The sequence below is a fragment of the Tessaracoccus luoxuelianae genome (genome assembly GCF_054483915.1).
Genome location: NZ_CM137013.1, coordinates 1,164,115 through 1,177,537 on the forward strand (window position 1 = coordinate 1,164,115; position 13,423 = coordinate 1,177,537).

14 protein-coding genes are annotated in these 13,423 nt (G+C 70.2%); 10 read left to right on the forward strand and 4 right to left on the reverse strand.

Going from position 1 to position 13,423, the window contains the following annotated elements; translation table 11 throughout:
• Positions 1-207 precede the first annotated feature (207 nt).
• From ACX1D1_RS04980 to ptsP, 9 genes are all read left to right on the forward strand, one after another.
• Entirely contained in the window at positions 208-1,281 is a 1,074-nt protein-coding gene (locus ACX1D1_RS04980) for an NAD(P)H-dependent glycerol-3-phosphate dehydrogenase (protein WP_459056167.1), read from the forward strand.
• A gap of 46 nt (positions 1,282-1,327) precedes the next feature.
• Complete coding sequence (locus tag ACX1D1_RS04985; RefSeq protein ID WP_459056168.1) at positions 1,328-3,229, forward strand: BglG family transcription antiterminator; 1,902 nt, start codon at positions 1,328-1,330, stop codon at positions 3,227-3,229.
• Positions 3,229-3,699, forward strand: a complete 471-nt coding sequence (locus tag ACX1D1_RS04990) for a transcriptional regulator GutM (protein ID WP_459056169.1) — start codon at positions 3,229-3,231, stop codon at positions 3,697-3,699. The genes ACX1D1_RS04985 and ACX1D1_RS04990 overlap by 1 nt, the downstream gene beginning before the upstream one ends.
• Before the next feature lie 110 nt (positions 3,700-3,809).
• Entirely contained in the window at positions 3,810-4,373 is a 564-nt protein-coding gene (gene srlA, locus ACX1D1_RS04995) for a PTS glucitol/sorbitol transporter subunit IIC (protein WP_459056170.1), read from the forward strand.
• Entirely contained in the window at positions 4,366-5,415 is a 1,050-nt protein-coding gene (srlE, locus tag ACX1D1_RS05000; RefSeq protein WP_459056171.1) for a PTS glucitol/sorbitol transporter subunit IIB, read from the forward strand. The genes srlA and srlE overlap by 8 nt, the downstream gene beginning before the upstream one ends.
• Positions 5,416-5,436: 21 nt before the next feature.
• Entirely contained in the window at positions 5,437-5,799 is a 363-nt protein-coding gene (locus tag ACX1D1_RS05005) for a PTS glucitol/sorbitol transporter subunit IIA (RefSeq protein ID WP_459056172.1), read from the forward strand.
• The gene (locus ACX1D1_RS05010) at positions 5,792-7,147 is read left to right on the forward strand and encodes a sn-glycerol-1-phosphate dehydrogenase (RefSeq protein ID WP_459056173.1); all 1,356 of its coding nucleotides are present in this window, start codon (positions 5,792-5,794) and stop codon (positions 7,145-7,147) included. The genes ACX1D1_RS05005 and ACX1D1_RS05010 overlap by 8 nt, the downstream gene beginning before the upstream one ends.
• Positions 7,134-7,406 carry an HPr family phosphocarrier protein gene (locus ACX1D1_RS05015; RefSeq protein ID WP_182782098.1) on the forward strand — a complete coding sequence of 91 codons (273 nt, stop codon included), beginning with the start codon at positions 7,134-7,136 and terminating at the stop codon, positions 7,404-7,406. The genes ACX1D1_RS05010 and ACX1D1_RS05015 overlap by 14 nt, the downstream gene beginning before the upstream one ends.
• A complete protein-coding gene (ptsP, locus tag ACX1D1_RS05020) occupies positions 7,403-9,073 on the forward strand; it encodes a phosphoenolpyruvate--protein phosphotransferase (RefSeq protein WP_459056174.1) in 1,671 nt (556 codons plus the stop codon). Before ACX1D1_RS05015 ends, ptsP begins: the two co-directional genes overlap by 4 nt.
• A gap of 28 nt (positions 9,074-9,101) precedes the next feature.
• Here ptsP and ACX1D1_RS05025 read toward each other — a convergent pair whose 3' ends face one another.
• The 4 genes from ACX1D1_RS05025 to ACX1D1_RS05040 are packed head-to-tail and all read right to left on the reverse strand — an operon-like array spanning position 9,102 to position 11,949.
• Positions 9,102-9,431, reverse strand: coding sequence for a type II toxin-antitoxin system PemK/MazF family toxin (locus tag ACX1D1_RS05025; protein ID WP_459056175.1), 330 nt, complete (start codon positions 9,429-9,431; stop codon positions 9,102-9,104).
• Positions 9,428-9,661, reverse strand: a complete 234-nt coding sequence (locus ACX1D1_RS05030; RefSeq protein ID WP_182782100.1) for a DUF2191 domain-containing protein — start codon at positions 9,659-9,661, stop codon at positions 9,428-9,430. The genes ACX1D1_RS05025 and ACX1D1_RS05030 overlap by 4 nt, the downstream gene beginning before the upstream one ends.
• A 34-nt stretch (positions 9,662-9,695) precedes the next feature.
• The gene (locus ACX1D1_RS05035; protein WP_459056176.1) at positions 9,696-10,739 is read right to left on the reverse strand and encodes a Gfo/Idh/MocA family protein; all 1,044 of its coding nucleotides are present in this window, start codon (positions 10,737-10,739) and stop codon (positions 9,696-9,698) included.
• Between the two features lie 19 nt (positions 10,740-10,758).
• Positions 10,759-11,949, reverse strand: a complete 1,191-nt coding sequence (locus ACX1D1_RS05040) for an MFS transporter (RefSeq protein WP_459056177.1) — start codon at positions 11,947-11,949, stop codon at positions 10,759-10,761.
• A gap of 188 nt (positions 11,950-12,137) precedes the next feature.
• Between ACX1D1_RS05040 and ACX1D1_RS05045 the strand changes: the two genes are divergently transcribed.
• Positions 12,138-13,415 (forward strand): thymidine phosphorylase, encoded by a 1,278-nt coding sequence (locus tag ACX1D1_RS05045; RefSeq protein WP_459056178.1) that lies wholly within the window; start codon positions 12,138-12,140, stop codon positions 13,413-13,415.
• Positions 13,416-13,423: the final 8 nt, after the last annotated feature.

Genomic DNA, 13,423 nt, shown 5'->3' on the forward strand with positions numbered 1-13,423 from the left:
CCGCCGGCGTCTCTGTCCGCGGCCACGCCCAACACTGCCACCTCCCGTCGGGCGCAGCGGGGGAGTTAGGCCGGTCCGCCGCAGCGAACCGGAAGGAAACCGACTCGTTCGGACGTGATATCACGCAAACTCAGGCGTAGCGTCAGCCACACATTCAGACAAAACAACGGTGTCGCGCAGCGGAGCGCGAAGGAATGGGAGCTCATCATGGCTACAGTCGTCGTCCTCGGTTCAGGAATCATGGCCAGCGCGCTGGCCACACCCCTGACCGACAACGGCCACTCCGTCCGGCTCGTGGGTACGCACCTCGACCGCGACATCATCTCCTCGATCCAGGCAAACGGCGTGCACCCCAACCTGGGGCTCGCTCTTCCAGAGGGCACCACCGCGTACCAGCTTGAGGACGCCGCGGAAGCCTTCGACGGCGTCGACCTGGTGATGAGCGGGGTCAACTCCTTCGGCGTCCGCTGGGCGGGTGAGCAGTTGGCGTCGCTCCTCCGCCCGGGCATGCATGTCATCGCGCTCGCCAAGGGCATGGAGGCCGACGCCGACGGTAACCTCCAGATCCTCCCGAGGGTCCTGGCCGGGCAGATCCCCGCCGAGTTGCGTGACCAGCTGACCTTCTCCGCGATCGCCGGGCCGTCGATCGCCGGCGAGGTCGCCGTGCGCCGCCACACGTCGGTGGTGTTCACGGGCGGGGACCCCTCGGTGCTGCCGATGTGGCGCGACCTCTTCGCCACGGACTTCTACCACGTGTGGCTCAACTCCGACTTCGTCGGCGTCGAGGTCTGCGCCGCCACCAAGAACTGCTACGCGTTCGGGGCCGGCTTCATGTCGGGCATCCTCGACGCCATGGGCGACGCGGCCGGTGACCGTTACGTCAACTTCAACTACGGTGCGGCGCTGTTCGGGCAGGCGTCGATCGAGATGATCGACTTCATGCACCTCCTCGGGGGCGACCCCACCACGCCGCTGGGCCTGCCCGGCATCGGCGACTGTTTCGTCACGTCCATGGGAGGCAGGAACGTCAAGTGCGGCCGCCTTGTCGGAGCGGGCCTCACGTTCAGCGAGGCGGCCGCCCGGATGCCCGGCGTGACCCTGGAGGGTGCGGCGGCCATCAAGGTGATCGGCGCCGCGATGGAGCGCCTCACCGAGCGCGGCGTCGTGAACCCGGAGCAGTTCCCGCTGCTGCGCCATCTCTACGAGGTGGTGGGTCTGGACCGCAGCGTCAACGTGCCATGGGACTCGTTCTTCGGTGACCGCGTCACCGTAGCCGCCTGACCCCCCTCCCGAACACAGCCGCCGACGACGAAGTGAGGTGATGACAATGAGCCGACCCGCTGCCATTCTCGACCAGCTCGAGGCGGCGCGATCCGTCTCCGCGGACGAGCTGGCGCTCGATCTCGGCGTCAGCCGCCGCACGATCACGGCAGATGTGACCGCTTTGCAGGACCTGCTGGGCACGGCCGCCTCCATCACCATGGACGACGGACGGTACCGCCTTCTGATCGCGGACCCGACGCGCTACCGGGCGGTCAAGGGCGGAGTGTCGGACGACGTGTCCTTCAACGACCTTGCCACCCGCGCGTCCTTCATCGTGGCCAGGATCTTCCGGGCCATCCTCCCGGTCCGGATCGAGGAGCTGGCCTCTGCGATGTCAGTGGGGCGTACGACGGTGGTCGCCGACCTCGCGCGCGTCCGGGCCATCGTGGCCGAGTCCGACCTCACCATCAGCGGCCGGCCGAACGTCGGGCTCCAGCTGGAGGGCCCCGAACTGCAGCAGCGGCTCCACGTGTTGCGCTGGCACTTCCCGACGGCCTACCCACACGAGCCCTGGCAGGAGCAGGTCGGCGCCATCGTCCGGGAGATGGCAACCGAGGCGGGTCTGGACAGGGCCTACGCGCCGGAGCTGACCCGCTGGGCGACCGTGGCCGTCGACAGGGCCCGTATGGGGCGCACGATCGACTACCTTCCCCAGCGCTATGCGGGGCTAGCCGCGACCCCCGCCCACGAGTTCGCCGCGTCCGTGGCCGCCCGCCTGAGCGCCGAGCTGGGGGTGGAGCTGAGTGGAGACGAGGTCACCTTCCTCACCCTCCCCGTGGCAGGCATGCGCGCGCCCGAGGACGCGGTGGCGGCCTCGCGCTTCACGGCCACCGGGGACGGGGAGTCGCTCGTCCGCGCGGTCCTTGCCGCCGTCAACGAGGAGATGGACATCGACCTCGCCGGCCGTCGGTTCATGTCCGAGTTCGCCCGCCACGTGGCCTACATGATCAACCGGATGCGCTACCGCATCTGGGTGGACGACTCCGCCGTGGGCGACATCCGGGTCGAGTACCCCGTCGCCTACCAGATGGCCACGGTGGCGGCGCAGGTGATCCAGTCCGAGGTGGGCCTTCCTGTCGACGACTCCGAGGTGGCGCTGCTGGCCACGTACTTCCAGGTCTTCCTCGACAGCGGCGAGGCAGAGCCGCCCGCCTTCCTGCGCGTCGCGATCGTCACGTCGAAGGGTCGTGTCACGGCGGAACTCGTTCGGCTCCAGCTGACCCGACTCCTCCCCGCGTCCACGCGCTACCAGGTCCTCCAGGTGGCCGAGGCCACCCCCGAGAACCTCGAGACGGTCGACCTCGTCGTCGTCAGCGGGGACGAGGAGGTCACCGCCGAGGTTCCCGTCGTGCGGGTCACCCGGATCCTCGACCGGGCTGGACTGGCCCGCCAGCTCGACCGCCTCCAGCTGCACATCCCGATTGACGGCGGAGTGCCGCGTGGCGGGTCTGTCCTCGCCGGCTCCCTCGACGAGGCGCACTTCTTCGCGCTGCCCGCGGGCACGGACTACGAGGACGCCGTCGACTACATGACCGGACACCTGGAGGCCCGCGGCCTGGTCGAGCGCGGCTTCGGGGAGCGGGTCCGGCAGAGGGAGAGCCAGTCGCAGACGAGGCTGGACCCCCTGCTCGGCTTCCCGCACGCCGCACTGGAGACCCAGACCAGCGTGATGCTCGCGATCGGGGTTGTCCCTCGCGAAGGCAACGACGACGGGGTGCGCCTCATCGTGCTGCTCGGCGTCCCCTCCGATCCGGGCAGGAGCGAGGGCGTGCTCGTCCAGGTCTACGACGAGGTGCTCCGGCTCGGCGCCCGGCGGGACCTGTTGGAGCGGCTCAGCCGGGTCACCACGTTCGAAGAGTTCTACTACGTCCTTGAGAAGCACCCCCTGACAGAGAGAGAACGCTGATGTTCTGGATCCTCATCGTCGCACTTGGCCTGGCCTGGATCGTCCAGTCCGTCCTGTCCTTCAAGCAGACTCAGGCCTTCACCAGGCTCTTCGTGGCGCTCCGCCGCCGTGGCCGCGTGGCCATGGGCAAGTTCCGCGGCGGCATCGTCCAGGGCGCGATCGTCATGTTCGTCATCGACGACGACGGCGTCATCACAGAAGGGCAGCGCCTTCATGGCGTCACGGTCGTGGCACGCTTCCATGACTTCGACGAATTCAACGGTGCGCACATCGCCGACGTCGACCCCTCGCTGGCCAAGCCGTGGGGCAAGTCGATGGTCAAGGCCGTGGCTAACGCCCGCGACAACTATCGGATCATCACCGGAGGCGGGGCAGCGCCGGAGCCGCCGACCGCACTGACGCGGGCCCTGGGCAAGGTCTCGGGCATCGCCACCAAGTGGCGCCGAAAGCCAGCGCCGCTCACCACCTGACAACCAACCAGCCAGGGCACAGTCGCCCACTACCCCAGCAGCCCCACCGTGGGGCTGCGTAGACGGGGCTGTTTCGTGCGGCCCCGAACCGAACCTTGAAAGGAGTTGAGATGGAAATTCTCGACTATCTCGTGCATGGTGCGGAGTGGTTCATCGGTCTCTTCCGTGAAGGTGCCGACACCTTCACCGCGTGGATGACCGGCATCGTCCCACTCGTGCTCGTGCTGCTCATCGCGATGAACTCGTTGATCGCCCTCATCGGTGAGGAGCGGATCAACAAGCTCGCCGCCAAGGCGGGCAAGAACGTGATCAGCCGCTACCTGATCCTGCCGTTCTTCGGCTCGTTCTTCCTCACCAACCCGATGGCCTTCACGCTGGGCCGCTTCCTCCCAGAGGCGCACAAACCGGGCTACTACGCCTCGGTTGCGCAGATGATGCACACCAGCAACGGCCTGTTCCCGCACAACAACCCGGCGGAGCTGTTCGTCTGGATGGGTATCGCCCAGGGGATCATGTCGCTAGGCCTCAACACCGGCGACCTCGCAGTCCGCTACCTGTTGCTCGGCGCGGTCCTCAACTTCTTCGGTGGCTGGGTCACCGACTTCACGACGAAGTTCGTCGCCAAGCAGCAGGGCGTCACCCTCTCGACCCAAGTGAAGGCCTCCCATGTCTGAGTACCGCACCATCACCATCTCGCGCGGCCCCGGCGGCTACGGCGGCCCGCTCACCATCACCCCCGACGCCAAGCGGAACAAGATCGTCTACATCGTCGGCGGCGGGTCCAGGCCCGAAGTCGTCGACCGGATCGCTGAGCTGTCCGGCGCCACGCCCGTCAACGGCTTCACCACCTCGGTCCCCGACGACGAGCACTTCGTCGCCGTCATCGACTGTGGCGGATCGCTGCGCTGCGGCCTCTACCCGAAGAAGCAGATCCCCACCGTCAACGTGGTGCCCACCGGCAAGACCGGCCCCCTGGCCCAGTACATCAACGAGGGCATCTACGTCTCCGCCGTCGGGTCCAGCCAGGTGGCTCCCGCCGACGAGCGCGAACTCGTCGCCGTCGGGGCCGCCGCGGCCGCCGTCGGGGGCGCCGCTCACTCCGCGCCCTCGCCGGACGCCAGCCCGGCACGCGAGGAGGGACGCCCGCTGAAGCTCACCGAGCAGATGGCGCGCCAGCCGCGCAAGAGCATCCTGCAGAGCATCGGGCTGGGCGCCGGCAGGGTGATCGCCGTGTTTTACCAGGCGGCCCGGAACGCCGTGCAGACCATGCTGCAGACGATCATCCCCTTCATGGGTTTCGTGGCCATGCTGATCGGCATCATCCAGGCATCAGGCCTGGGCGTCTGGTTCTCCAACCTGCTCACCCCGCTCGCCGGCACCGGCTGGGGGCTCCTGCTCCTCGGATTCATCTGCTCGCTGCCGTTCCTGTCGCCCCTTCTAGGCCCCGGTGCCGTCATCGCGCAGATCATCGGCACCCTCATCGGCGTGGAGATCGGCAAGGGCAACGTGCCACCCCACCTGGCGCTGCCTGCCCTGTTCGCGATCAACACCCAGAACGCGTGCGACTTCATCCCCGTCGGCATGGGCCTGGCGGAGGCCGAGCCCGAGACCATCGAGGTGGGCGTGCCTGCGGTGCTGTACTCGCGCTTCCTCAACGGTGTGCCGCGCGTCGCCATCGCCTGGCTCGCCAGCATCGGCCTGTACTCGGCTTCGTAACACACTGAAAGGAACACCACCATGGCGTACACCACCACCGTCCTCGAGGTCGGCGAGGAGGCCTCAGCCTTCCTCATGGAGAACATGGCCATCACCTTCGGCGGCAACGCTCCGGAGGAGCTGCGTCCCTACTGCTTCCTCATCGAGAAGGCCGACCTGAGCGGTTCGCTCGCCGTCGGCCAGCGGGTCCTGATCGCCCATCAGGAGTGGACCGTCAGCGCGGTGGGCGACGTCGCGGAGCAGAACCTGGCGGCCCTCGGGCACGTCACGCTGGTCTTCGACGGTGAGGCCGAGCCGCGGATGGGTGGAGCCATCCACCTGTCAGGGCCGGACGAGGCTCCCGCCCTGGTCCAGGGTGCGCTGGTGGTGTTCCAGTGTGACTAGTCAGGCCTTGCTCGACGCCCTCGCGAAGGCCGTCGACACTTCTGGTGCCGCAGTGGGGCGAGGGGTGTTGGCCGAGTCCGGCCGGCACCTCGCCGCCCACCTGGGCACCGGCCCCTACATCGTGGTGGCTGACGAGAACACCTGGGCGGCCGCCGGGGAGCAGCTCACCTCCTCGCTGGAGGAGGCCGGCTGCGCCACCGTGGCGCCGCTGATCTTCCCCGGCACGCCCACCCTGTATGCCTCGTACGAGAACTGCGAGACCATCAAGGCCGGCATGGGGGAGGCCCTTCCCGTCGCGCTCGGGTCCGGCACCCTCAACGACCTGGTCAAGCTGGCCGCGTTCGAGATGGGCCGCGACTACGCCGTCGTCGGCACCGCAGCCTCCATGGACGGCTACACCGGCGCCGGCGCCCCCATGAGCGAGAACGGCGTCAAGGTCACCCGCAACTGCAAGGCCCCGGTCGTGGTCATCATGGACCTCGACGTGGTGGCCGCGGCCCCCGGCTTCCTCACCGCCTCCGGGTACGGCGACCTCGCCGCGAAGATCCCCGGTGGCGCCGACTGGATCCTCGCCGACGTCACCGGCATCGAGCCGATCGACGAGGACGTCTGGGCGATGGTGCAGTCGGGCGTTGAGACGGCACTGTCGCGGCCGGCCGCCCTGGCTGCCGGCGACGCCGACGCCTTCGAGGGCCTGGTCGAGGGCCTGTGCCTGTCCGGCCTGGCCATGCAGGCTTACGGCGGCACCCGCCCGGCATCGGGCGCGGAGCACTACTTCTCCCACCTGTGGGAGCTGGCCCACCTGGGCGCGGACCTGGACCCGCCGCTGTCACACGGCGACAAGGTGGCAGTCGGGTCGCTGGCCATGTGCGCCTTTTACGAGGCGCTGCTGGCCCGCGACCTCAGCCAGCTCGACCTACGCGCCGCCGTCGACGCGCGGCAGCCGTGGGACGAGATCGAGGCCGACATCCGGTCCACCTTCGACGGGGCGCTGGCGGACCACGCGGTCCGCGAGACGAAGGCCAAGTACGCCTCGGGCGACGAGCTCTACGACCGGCTGAAGCCGCTCGTCGACCAGTGGCCCGCCGTCGCGGACCGCCTGCGCGCCCAACTGGTCACCACCGCCCAGCTGAGCGACCAGCTCCGCCAGGCTGGGGCCCCCTCACGCCCGCAGGACATCGGGCTCACGCCCGAGGACGTGCGGGCCACCTTCCCGCGCGCCATGTATTACCGCTCCCGCTACACCGCGCTCGACGTCGCGTGGGAGCTCGGCATCTTCGATGATCTCGTCGCCGAGGTCTTCGACCACATCTGGATCCCGAAGGAGAACACCCATGCCCAGCCGTGACGTCGCCATCGCCTCGGCGGTAGGCCTGCACGCCCGCCCAGCCAACCTGTTCGTCACCGAGGTCTCCTCCCTCGGTATCCCGGTCACCATCGCCAAGCAGGGCGGCCGCGCCGTCGACGCCCGCAGCATGCTCGGCGTGATGACGATGGGCGTCAAGCACGGCGAGGTGGTCACCCTCACCGCCGACGGCGACGGGGCGGAGGCGGCGCTGGACCGTCTCGTCGCGTTCCTCGAAGTCGACCACGACGCGCCGGCATGAGGATCCACGGCATCGGGGTGAGCCCCGGATCGGTCAGCGGCCCGGCCGTCGTCGTCTCCACCGTCCTCATCACGCCCCCGGGTGAGCGCACCGACGATCCCGCCGCGGCCGAGGCAGCCGTCGCGGAGGCGCTCGAGGCGGTCGCGGCGGACATGGAAGCCCGTGCCCAACGCGCCGACGACCACGCTCGGCCGGTCCTCGAGGCCACGGCGATGATGGCCCGCGACCCGGGTCTCCAGTTCGCGGTGGCCTCGTTCACCGGCGAGGGCCACGGCCCCGTCGACGCGCTGTACCTGGCCGTCGAGCAGTACTGCGAGCTCCTTGCGGGGCTCGACGCCTACATGGCCGAGAGGCAGAGCGACCTCCGCGACGTCTTCCAGCGTGCGGCCGCCCGGCTGCTGGGCCGCCCGGCCCCGGGGGTGCCGGAGTTCGACGAGCCGAGCATCATCGTGGCGCTGGACCTGGCGCCCGCGGACACCGCGACCCTCGATCCGGCCCGCGTGCTCGGCATCGTGACCGAGGCCGGAGGCGTCACCTCCCACACCGCGATCCTCGCGGCACAGCTCGGCATCCCCGCCGTCGTCCAGGCCACAGGCGTGCTGGCGGCTTCGCCGGACACGCTGGGCCTCGACGGGGCCACCGGCGAGGTCATCGTCAACCCCGACGCGGGGATGGCCGAGGTTCTCGTCGCGCGCAACGAGCACCGACTCGCGCTGCAGGCCTTGTCACAGGGGCCGGGCGCCACGCGCGACGGGCACCGCGTGCAGATCCTGGCCAACATCGGCACCGCCGACGATGCGCAGCGCGCGGCGAAGGCCGACGTGGAGGGCTCCGGGCTGTTCCGCACCGAGTTCCTGTTCCTCGACCGCTCCGACGCGCCGACTGTCGACGAGCAGACGGCCACCTATACGGCCGTGTTCGAGGCGTTCACCGGTCGCAAGGTGGTGGTCCGTACCCTCGACGCGGGCGCCGACAAGCCACTGGCCTTCGCTGACCTGGGGGCCGAGGAGAACCCGGCGCTCGGAGTCCGCGGGCTCCGCCTGCAGCGTGAGCGCGACGACCTGCTCACGGACCAGCTGACCGCCCTCGCGAGGGCGCGGGAGGCCACCGGCGCCGAGGTCTGGGTGATGGCTCCGATGGTGGCCACGGCTGAGGAGGCCGGCTGGTTCGCGGCCCGCTGCCGTGACGCCGGACTCCCGACGGCGGGCACCATGGTGGAGGTCCCGGCCGCCGCCATCAGGTCCGCGCAGGTCCTGGACGCGTGCGACTTCGCCTCCATCGGCACCAACGACCTGTCCCAGTACCTGTTCGCCGCCGACCGCATGAACGGGGCCCTGGCGCACCTGCTCAGCGGCTGGCAGCCGGCTTTGTGGGACCTCATCGTCGCCACCGTCCGCGGCGCCGACGGCAAGCCGGTTGGCATCTGCGGCGAGGTGGGCGGAGACCCGCTGCTCGCCCTGGTGGCGGCCGGCGCAGGAATCTCGTCGCTGTCCATGGCCGTCGGCAAGGTGGGTTCGGTGAAGGCCTCGCTGGCCCGCCACGACCTGGACACCTGCCGGGCGATGCTCGACGCGGTGCTCGCCAGCGCCAGCCCGGAGGCGGCCCGCGCCGCCGTCGTCGAGCTGCTCGATCCGGAGGTGGCCGACGTCCTGGCCGGTCTGCGGTAGGTGATCCGCTCCACGGCGATGGCGAAGCTCAGTCTGAGCAGGCGACCGCGGTGGCAAGGGCGGCGCAAATCTCGCGCATGCGGGCATCGGAGACGCGACCTAGACGTTGGACGAGGATCGCTAGCGAGACGCTCTCGATAGAGTCCAGGTTGACCGCCGAGCGCAGCGGCACCGGGTCGTCTCCCGGCTCGAGGAGGACTTCGCTCGGTAGATTCCTGATGGTGGTGGTGCATGGCGCGATGAGTGCCCGGCGATGGCGTGGGATCACGGCGTCGCGAGACAGGATGACGACGGGCCTGCGCCCGATCTCGGACATCTCACACCACCACACCTCCCCGCGTGCGGGGAACTGCGTCATGAGGCCGCAACCGCCCGTCGAAAGGAGGCCAGGTCCCCCCACTCGTCTGGTTCATCGAGCGGGTGCGCGTCGTAGGCGGCATAGCTGGCGTCCACCTCTGCAGTGCGACGGCTGGCCAGCAACGCAGCGAGGGCCTCGTCGACCAGCGCCGAGTCCGGCTTTCCGGATGCCCTGCGGGCGCGCTCGAGAAGGCCTGCGTCCACGGTCGTGCTCAGTCGTGTGCGACTCATGCCACCATCATGCCACGCAGGGCAGAGAGATCACTCACGATTCGCCGGGCAGGCTGACGCCCACCTGGCGGCGCAGCTCGTCCATGGTCGCCATCACGGCGAGCGTCTCCTCCAGCGGCAGCAGGTGAGACTCCGGCCGGCCCTCGGCGATCACCGTGGCGAGGTGCGCGGCCTGGAAGCTCAGCCCCGCGTGCTCATGGATTCCCGGCTCCTCGGAGACGGCGATCCCGCCGTCACGCCGGCGGACGGTGACCACCTGCGGGCCGTAGAAGGGGCCGGGGATCTCGAGGCGCGCGTCGTCGCCGGCGATGAACGCGCTCGTGGGGGTCAGCGCCGCGAGCGTCGTGGTGATGATCCCGTGGGCCATCGGATGCCCGGCGAAGCCGGTCAGCACCGCGGAGATCTGGCGGTCCACCCCGGTGAAGGCCTTGGTGCCGGTCGCCAGAGCGGCACCGGGGGTGCCCAGGGCGAAGTGGGCGAAGCTGACGGGGTACACGCCGAGGTCCAGCATGGCACCGCCGGCCTTGTTCGGGTCGAAGAGGCGGAAGTCCGGGTCTCGTGGGAACCACTGCCCGTGATCGGCGAACGCCGTCTCGATCTCGCCGAGGACCCCGTCGGCCAGCACCTGGCGCACCACGTCCATGTGGGGGAGGAAGCGCGTCCACATGGCCTCCATCGCGACGACCCCGGCCGCGCGGGCCGCGTCGACCACCTCGGTGGCCTCGGCCAGGTTGCGGGTGAAGGCCTTCTCGATGAGCACGTGCTTGCCGGCTGCGATCGCCAGGAGTGCGTTGTCGCGGTGCTCGCTGTGGGGTGTGGCCACGTAGACGATGTCCACCTGCCCGTCGGCCACCACCGCCTCGTAGCCCACCAGGCTCCGCTCGATGCCGTGCCTGGAGGCGAAATCCGCGCCCTTCCCGGCGGTGCGGGAGCCCACCACCACCACCCGCTGCCGGGTGTGGGCGTGCAGCGCCTCGACGAAGCGCTCGGCGATCCAGCCGGTGCCGAGCACGCCCCACCGCATCGGCGGCGCGTCCATCGGATCTGGTGTGCGGGGGGAGGGCAGCGTGAAGGTCATGCGCCCCAGTCAACCACCTTCAGAGGACGGTGGGGCGCGCGTCCCGGGGCGGGGTGAGGGCCGGGGTGAGCAGCAGCGCCAGCAGCGCGGCGATGGGCACCACGATCAGGGCCCAGCGGAGGCTGACGGTGTCGCCGACGATACCGATCAACGGTGGGCCGGCGAAAAAGCCGAGCCGCATCAGCCAGGTGACGAAGGTGAGCCCGGAGCCGTGCGCCATGCCCGGGAGCTCGTCGGCGGCGTGCATCGCCGAGGGGATCGCGGTGGCGATGCCCCAGCCCGCGCAGGCGAAGCCCAGGATGGTGGTGACCGGGTGCGGGAACGCCACCGCGACACCCATGCCGACGGCGGCGATGCTCACCCCGAGCGTCACCGCCGGGCGGGCGCCGATGCGGTTGACCAGTGCGTCGCCCGTGAACCGGCCGATCATCTGCGCGCCCTGCAGGGCCACGAAGGCGAGGCCGGCCACAAACGGGATGACCGAGAACATGCCGTCCATGTAGATGGCGCCCCACGACGCTGCGCTCTCCTCCACCAGCCCCACGGATGCCCCGAGCAGGCCGAGCGCGATGAGGCGCACCCACAGGCTCGCCGGGAGGCGGCGCTGCGGCCGGACCTCGGCGGCGGCCTCCTCGTCGACGGGGGCCTGATCCTTGCCCGGGAGCAGCAGCGTGCGGGCGAAGACCGCCATCGCGCCGAAGACCACCGTCGCGACGAGGGCCTGCAGCCACAGCGCCATCCCGATCTGGGCCGCGATGGAGCCCAGGATGCCGCCGCACACGGCGCCGATCGACCACCAGCCGTGGAACGAGTTGAGGATGGTGCGGCCGTACAGCTTCTGGACGCGCAGACCGTGCCCGTTCATCGAGATGTCGGTGATGGCGTCCATCGCCGCCATGGTGGCGAGCGCGGCGGAGAACAGCAGCAGTGTCGGCGCGTTGGCCACCGCGTTGAGCATGGCGATGCCGGCGATCAGCGTCACCCCGGCCACTGAGGCCGACGAGAAGCGGCGGACCAGGCGTGCGGTGAACAGCCCCGCGATCAGGCCGCCCACGGGCCCCAGGCCGACGGCGACACCGAACGCCGTGTTCGACGCCTCCAGCGCCACTTTGATCTCCGGGTACCTCGGCAGGATTGAGGACCACGCCACCCCGTTGAGCCAGAACAGCAGGATGACGCCCCAACGGGCGCGCAGGACTTCCTTGGACATGGTGACTTCCGGGGAACAGGAGGGACCCGTCTCGCGCGGGACGCGCGGGGGAGGGGTGGGAGCGCTTCGATCCTGCCAGATCCCCGGCCCGTGCACCAAAGTCCGGTCCGGGCCCGGCCCAGGGCAGCTGCCGGCCACGAGGGGCGGTCCCGACGGCGTGTCGTGCACGGCGTCGATAGCCTGAGCCCATGATCATGGACGTCGTTGACCTCATCCGCACCAAGCGCGACGGCGGCACGCTCACCCCGGACGAGATCGACTGGGTGATCGACGCCTACACCACGGGCGCCGTCGCGGACTACCAGATGTCGGCACTGGCGATGGCCATCCTCATCCGCGGCATGGACCGCGACGAGATCGCCCGCTGGACCGCCGCGATGATCGACTCAGGCGAGCGGATGGACTTCTCCAGCCTCAGCCGCCCCACCGCGGACAAGCACTCCACCGGCGGGGTGGGGGACAAGATCACGCTCCCGCTCGCGCCGTTGGTCGCGGTGTTCGACGTGGCGGTCCCGCAGCTCTCAGGTCGCGGCCTGGGTCACACGGGCGGCACGCTGGACAAGCTCGAGGCCATCCCCGGGTGGCGCGCGGCATTGACCAACGAGGAGATCTTCCGTCAGCTCGAGGACGTCGGCGCGGTCATCTGCGCGGCCGGCTCCGGCCTGGCGCCTGCGGACAAGAAGCTCTACGCCCTCCGCGACACCACGGGCACCGTCGAGGCCATCCCGCTGATCGCGAGCTCAATCATGAGCAAGAAGATCGCCGAGGGCACCGGCGCGCTGGTGCTTGACGTGAAGGTGGGCTCCGGCGCGTTCATGAAGTCGCTGGACCAGGCCCAGGAGTTGGCCCGCACCATGGTGGACCTCGGCAAGGACGCGGGGGTCAACACCGTGGCTCTTCTCACCGGCATGGACACGCCGCTGGGACTCACCGCGGGCAACGCGCTCGAGGTGCGTGAATCAGTTGAGGTCCTGGCCGGCGGCGGACCCGCGGACGTCGTCGAGCTGACGCTGGCCCTGGCCCGCGAGATGCTCGCGGCCGCCGGCAAGCCCGACGTGGACCCGGCGCCCGCACTGCGCGACGGCAGGGCGATGGACGTGTGGCGCCGCATGATCGCGGCCCAGGGAGGCGACCCCGACGCCCCGCTGCCCGTGGCCGAACACCAGCACACGGTGACCGCCGGGCGCGGCGGCTACCTCACCAGGATGGACGCCTATGCTGTCGGCGTCGCTGCGTGGCGCCTCGGCGCGGGTCGCGCACGGAAGGAGGACGACGTCCAGGCCGTGGCCGGCATCGAGATGCACGCCAAGCCCGGAGACGCCGTCGCCCCAGGTCAGCCGCTGTTCACGCTGCACACCGCCACCCCGGAGCGCTTCGGCCGGGCGCTCGAGGCCCTCGACGGCGCCGTCGGCTATGCGGAAGCCGCGCCCGAGCTGCCTGCCCTCATCCTCGGGCGGCTGGACTGATCCCAGAC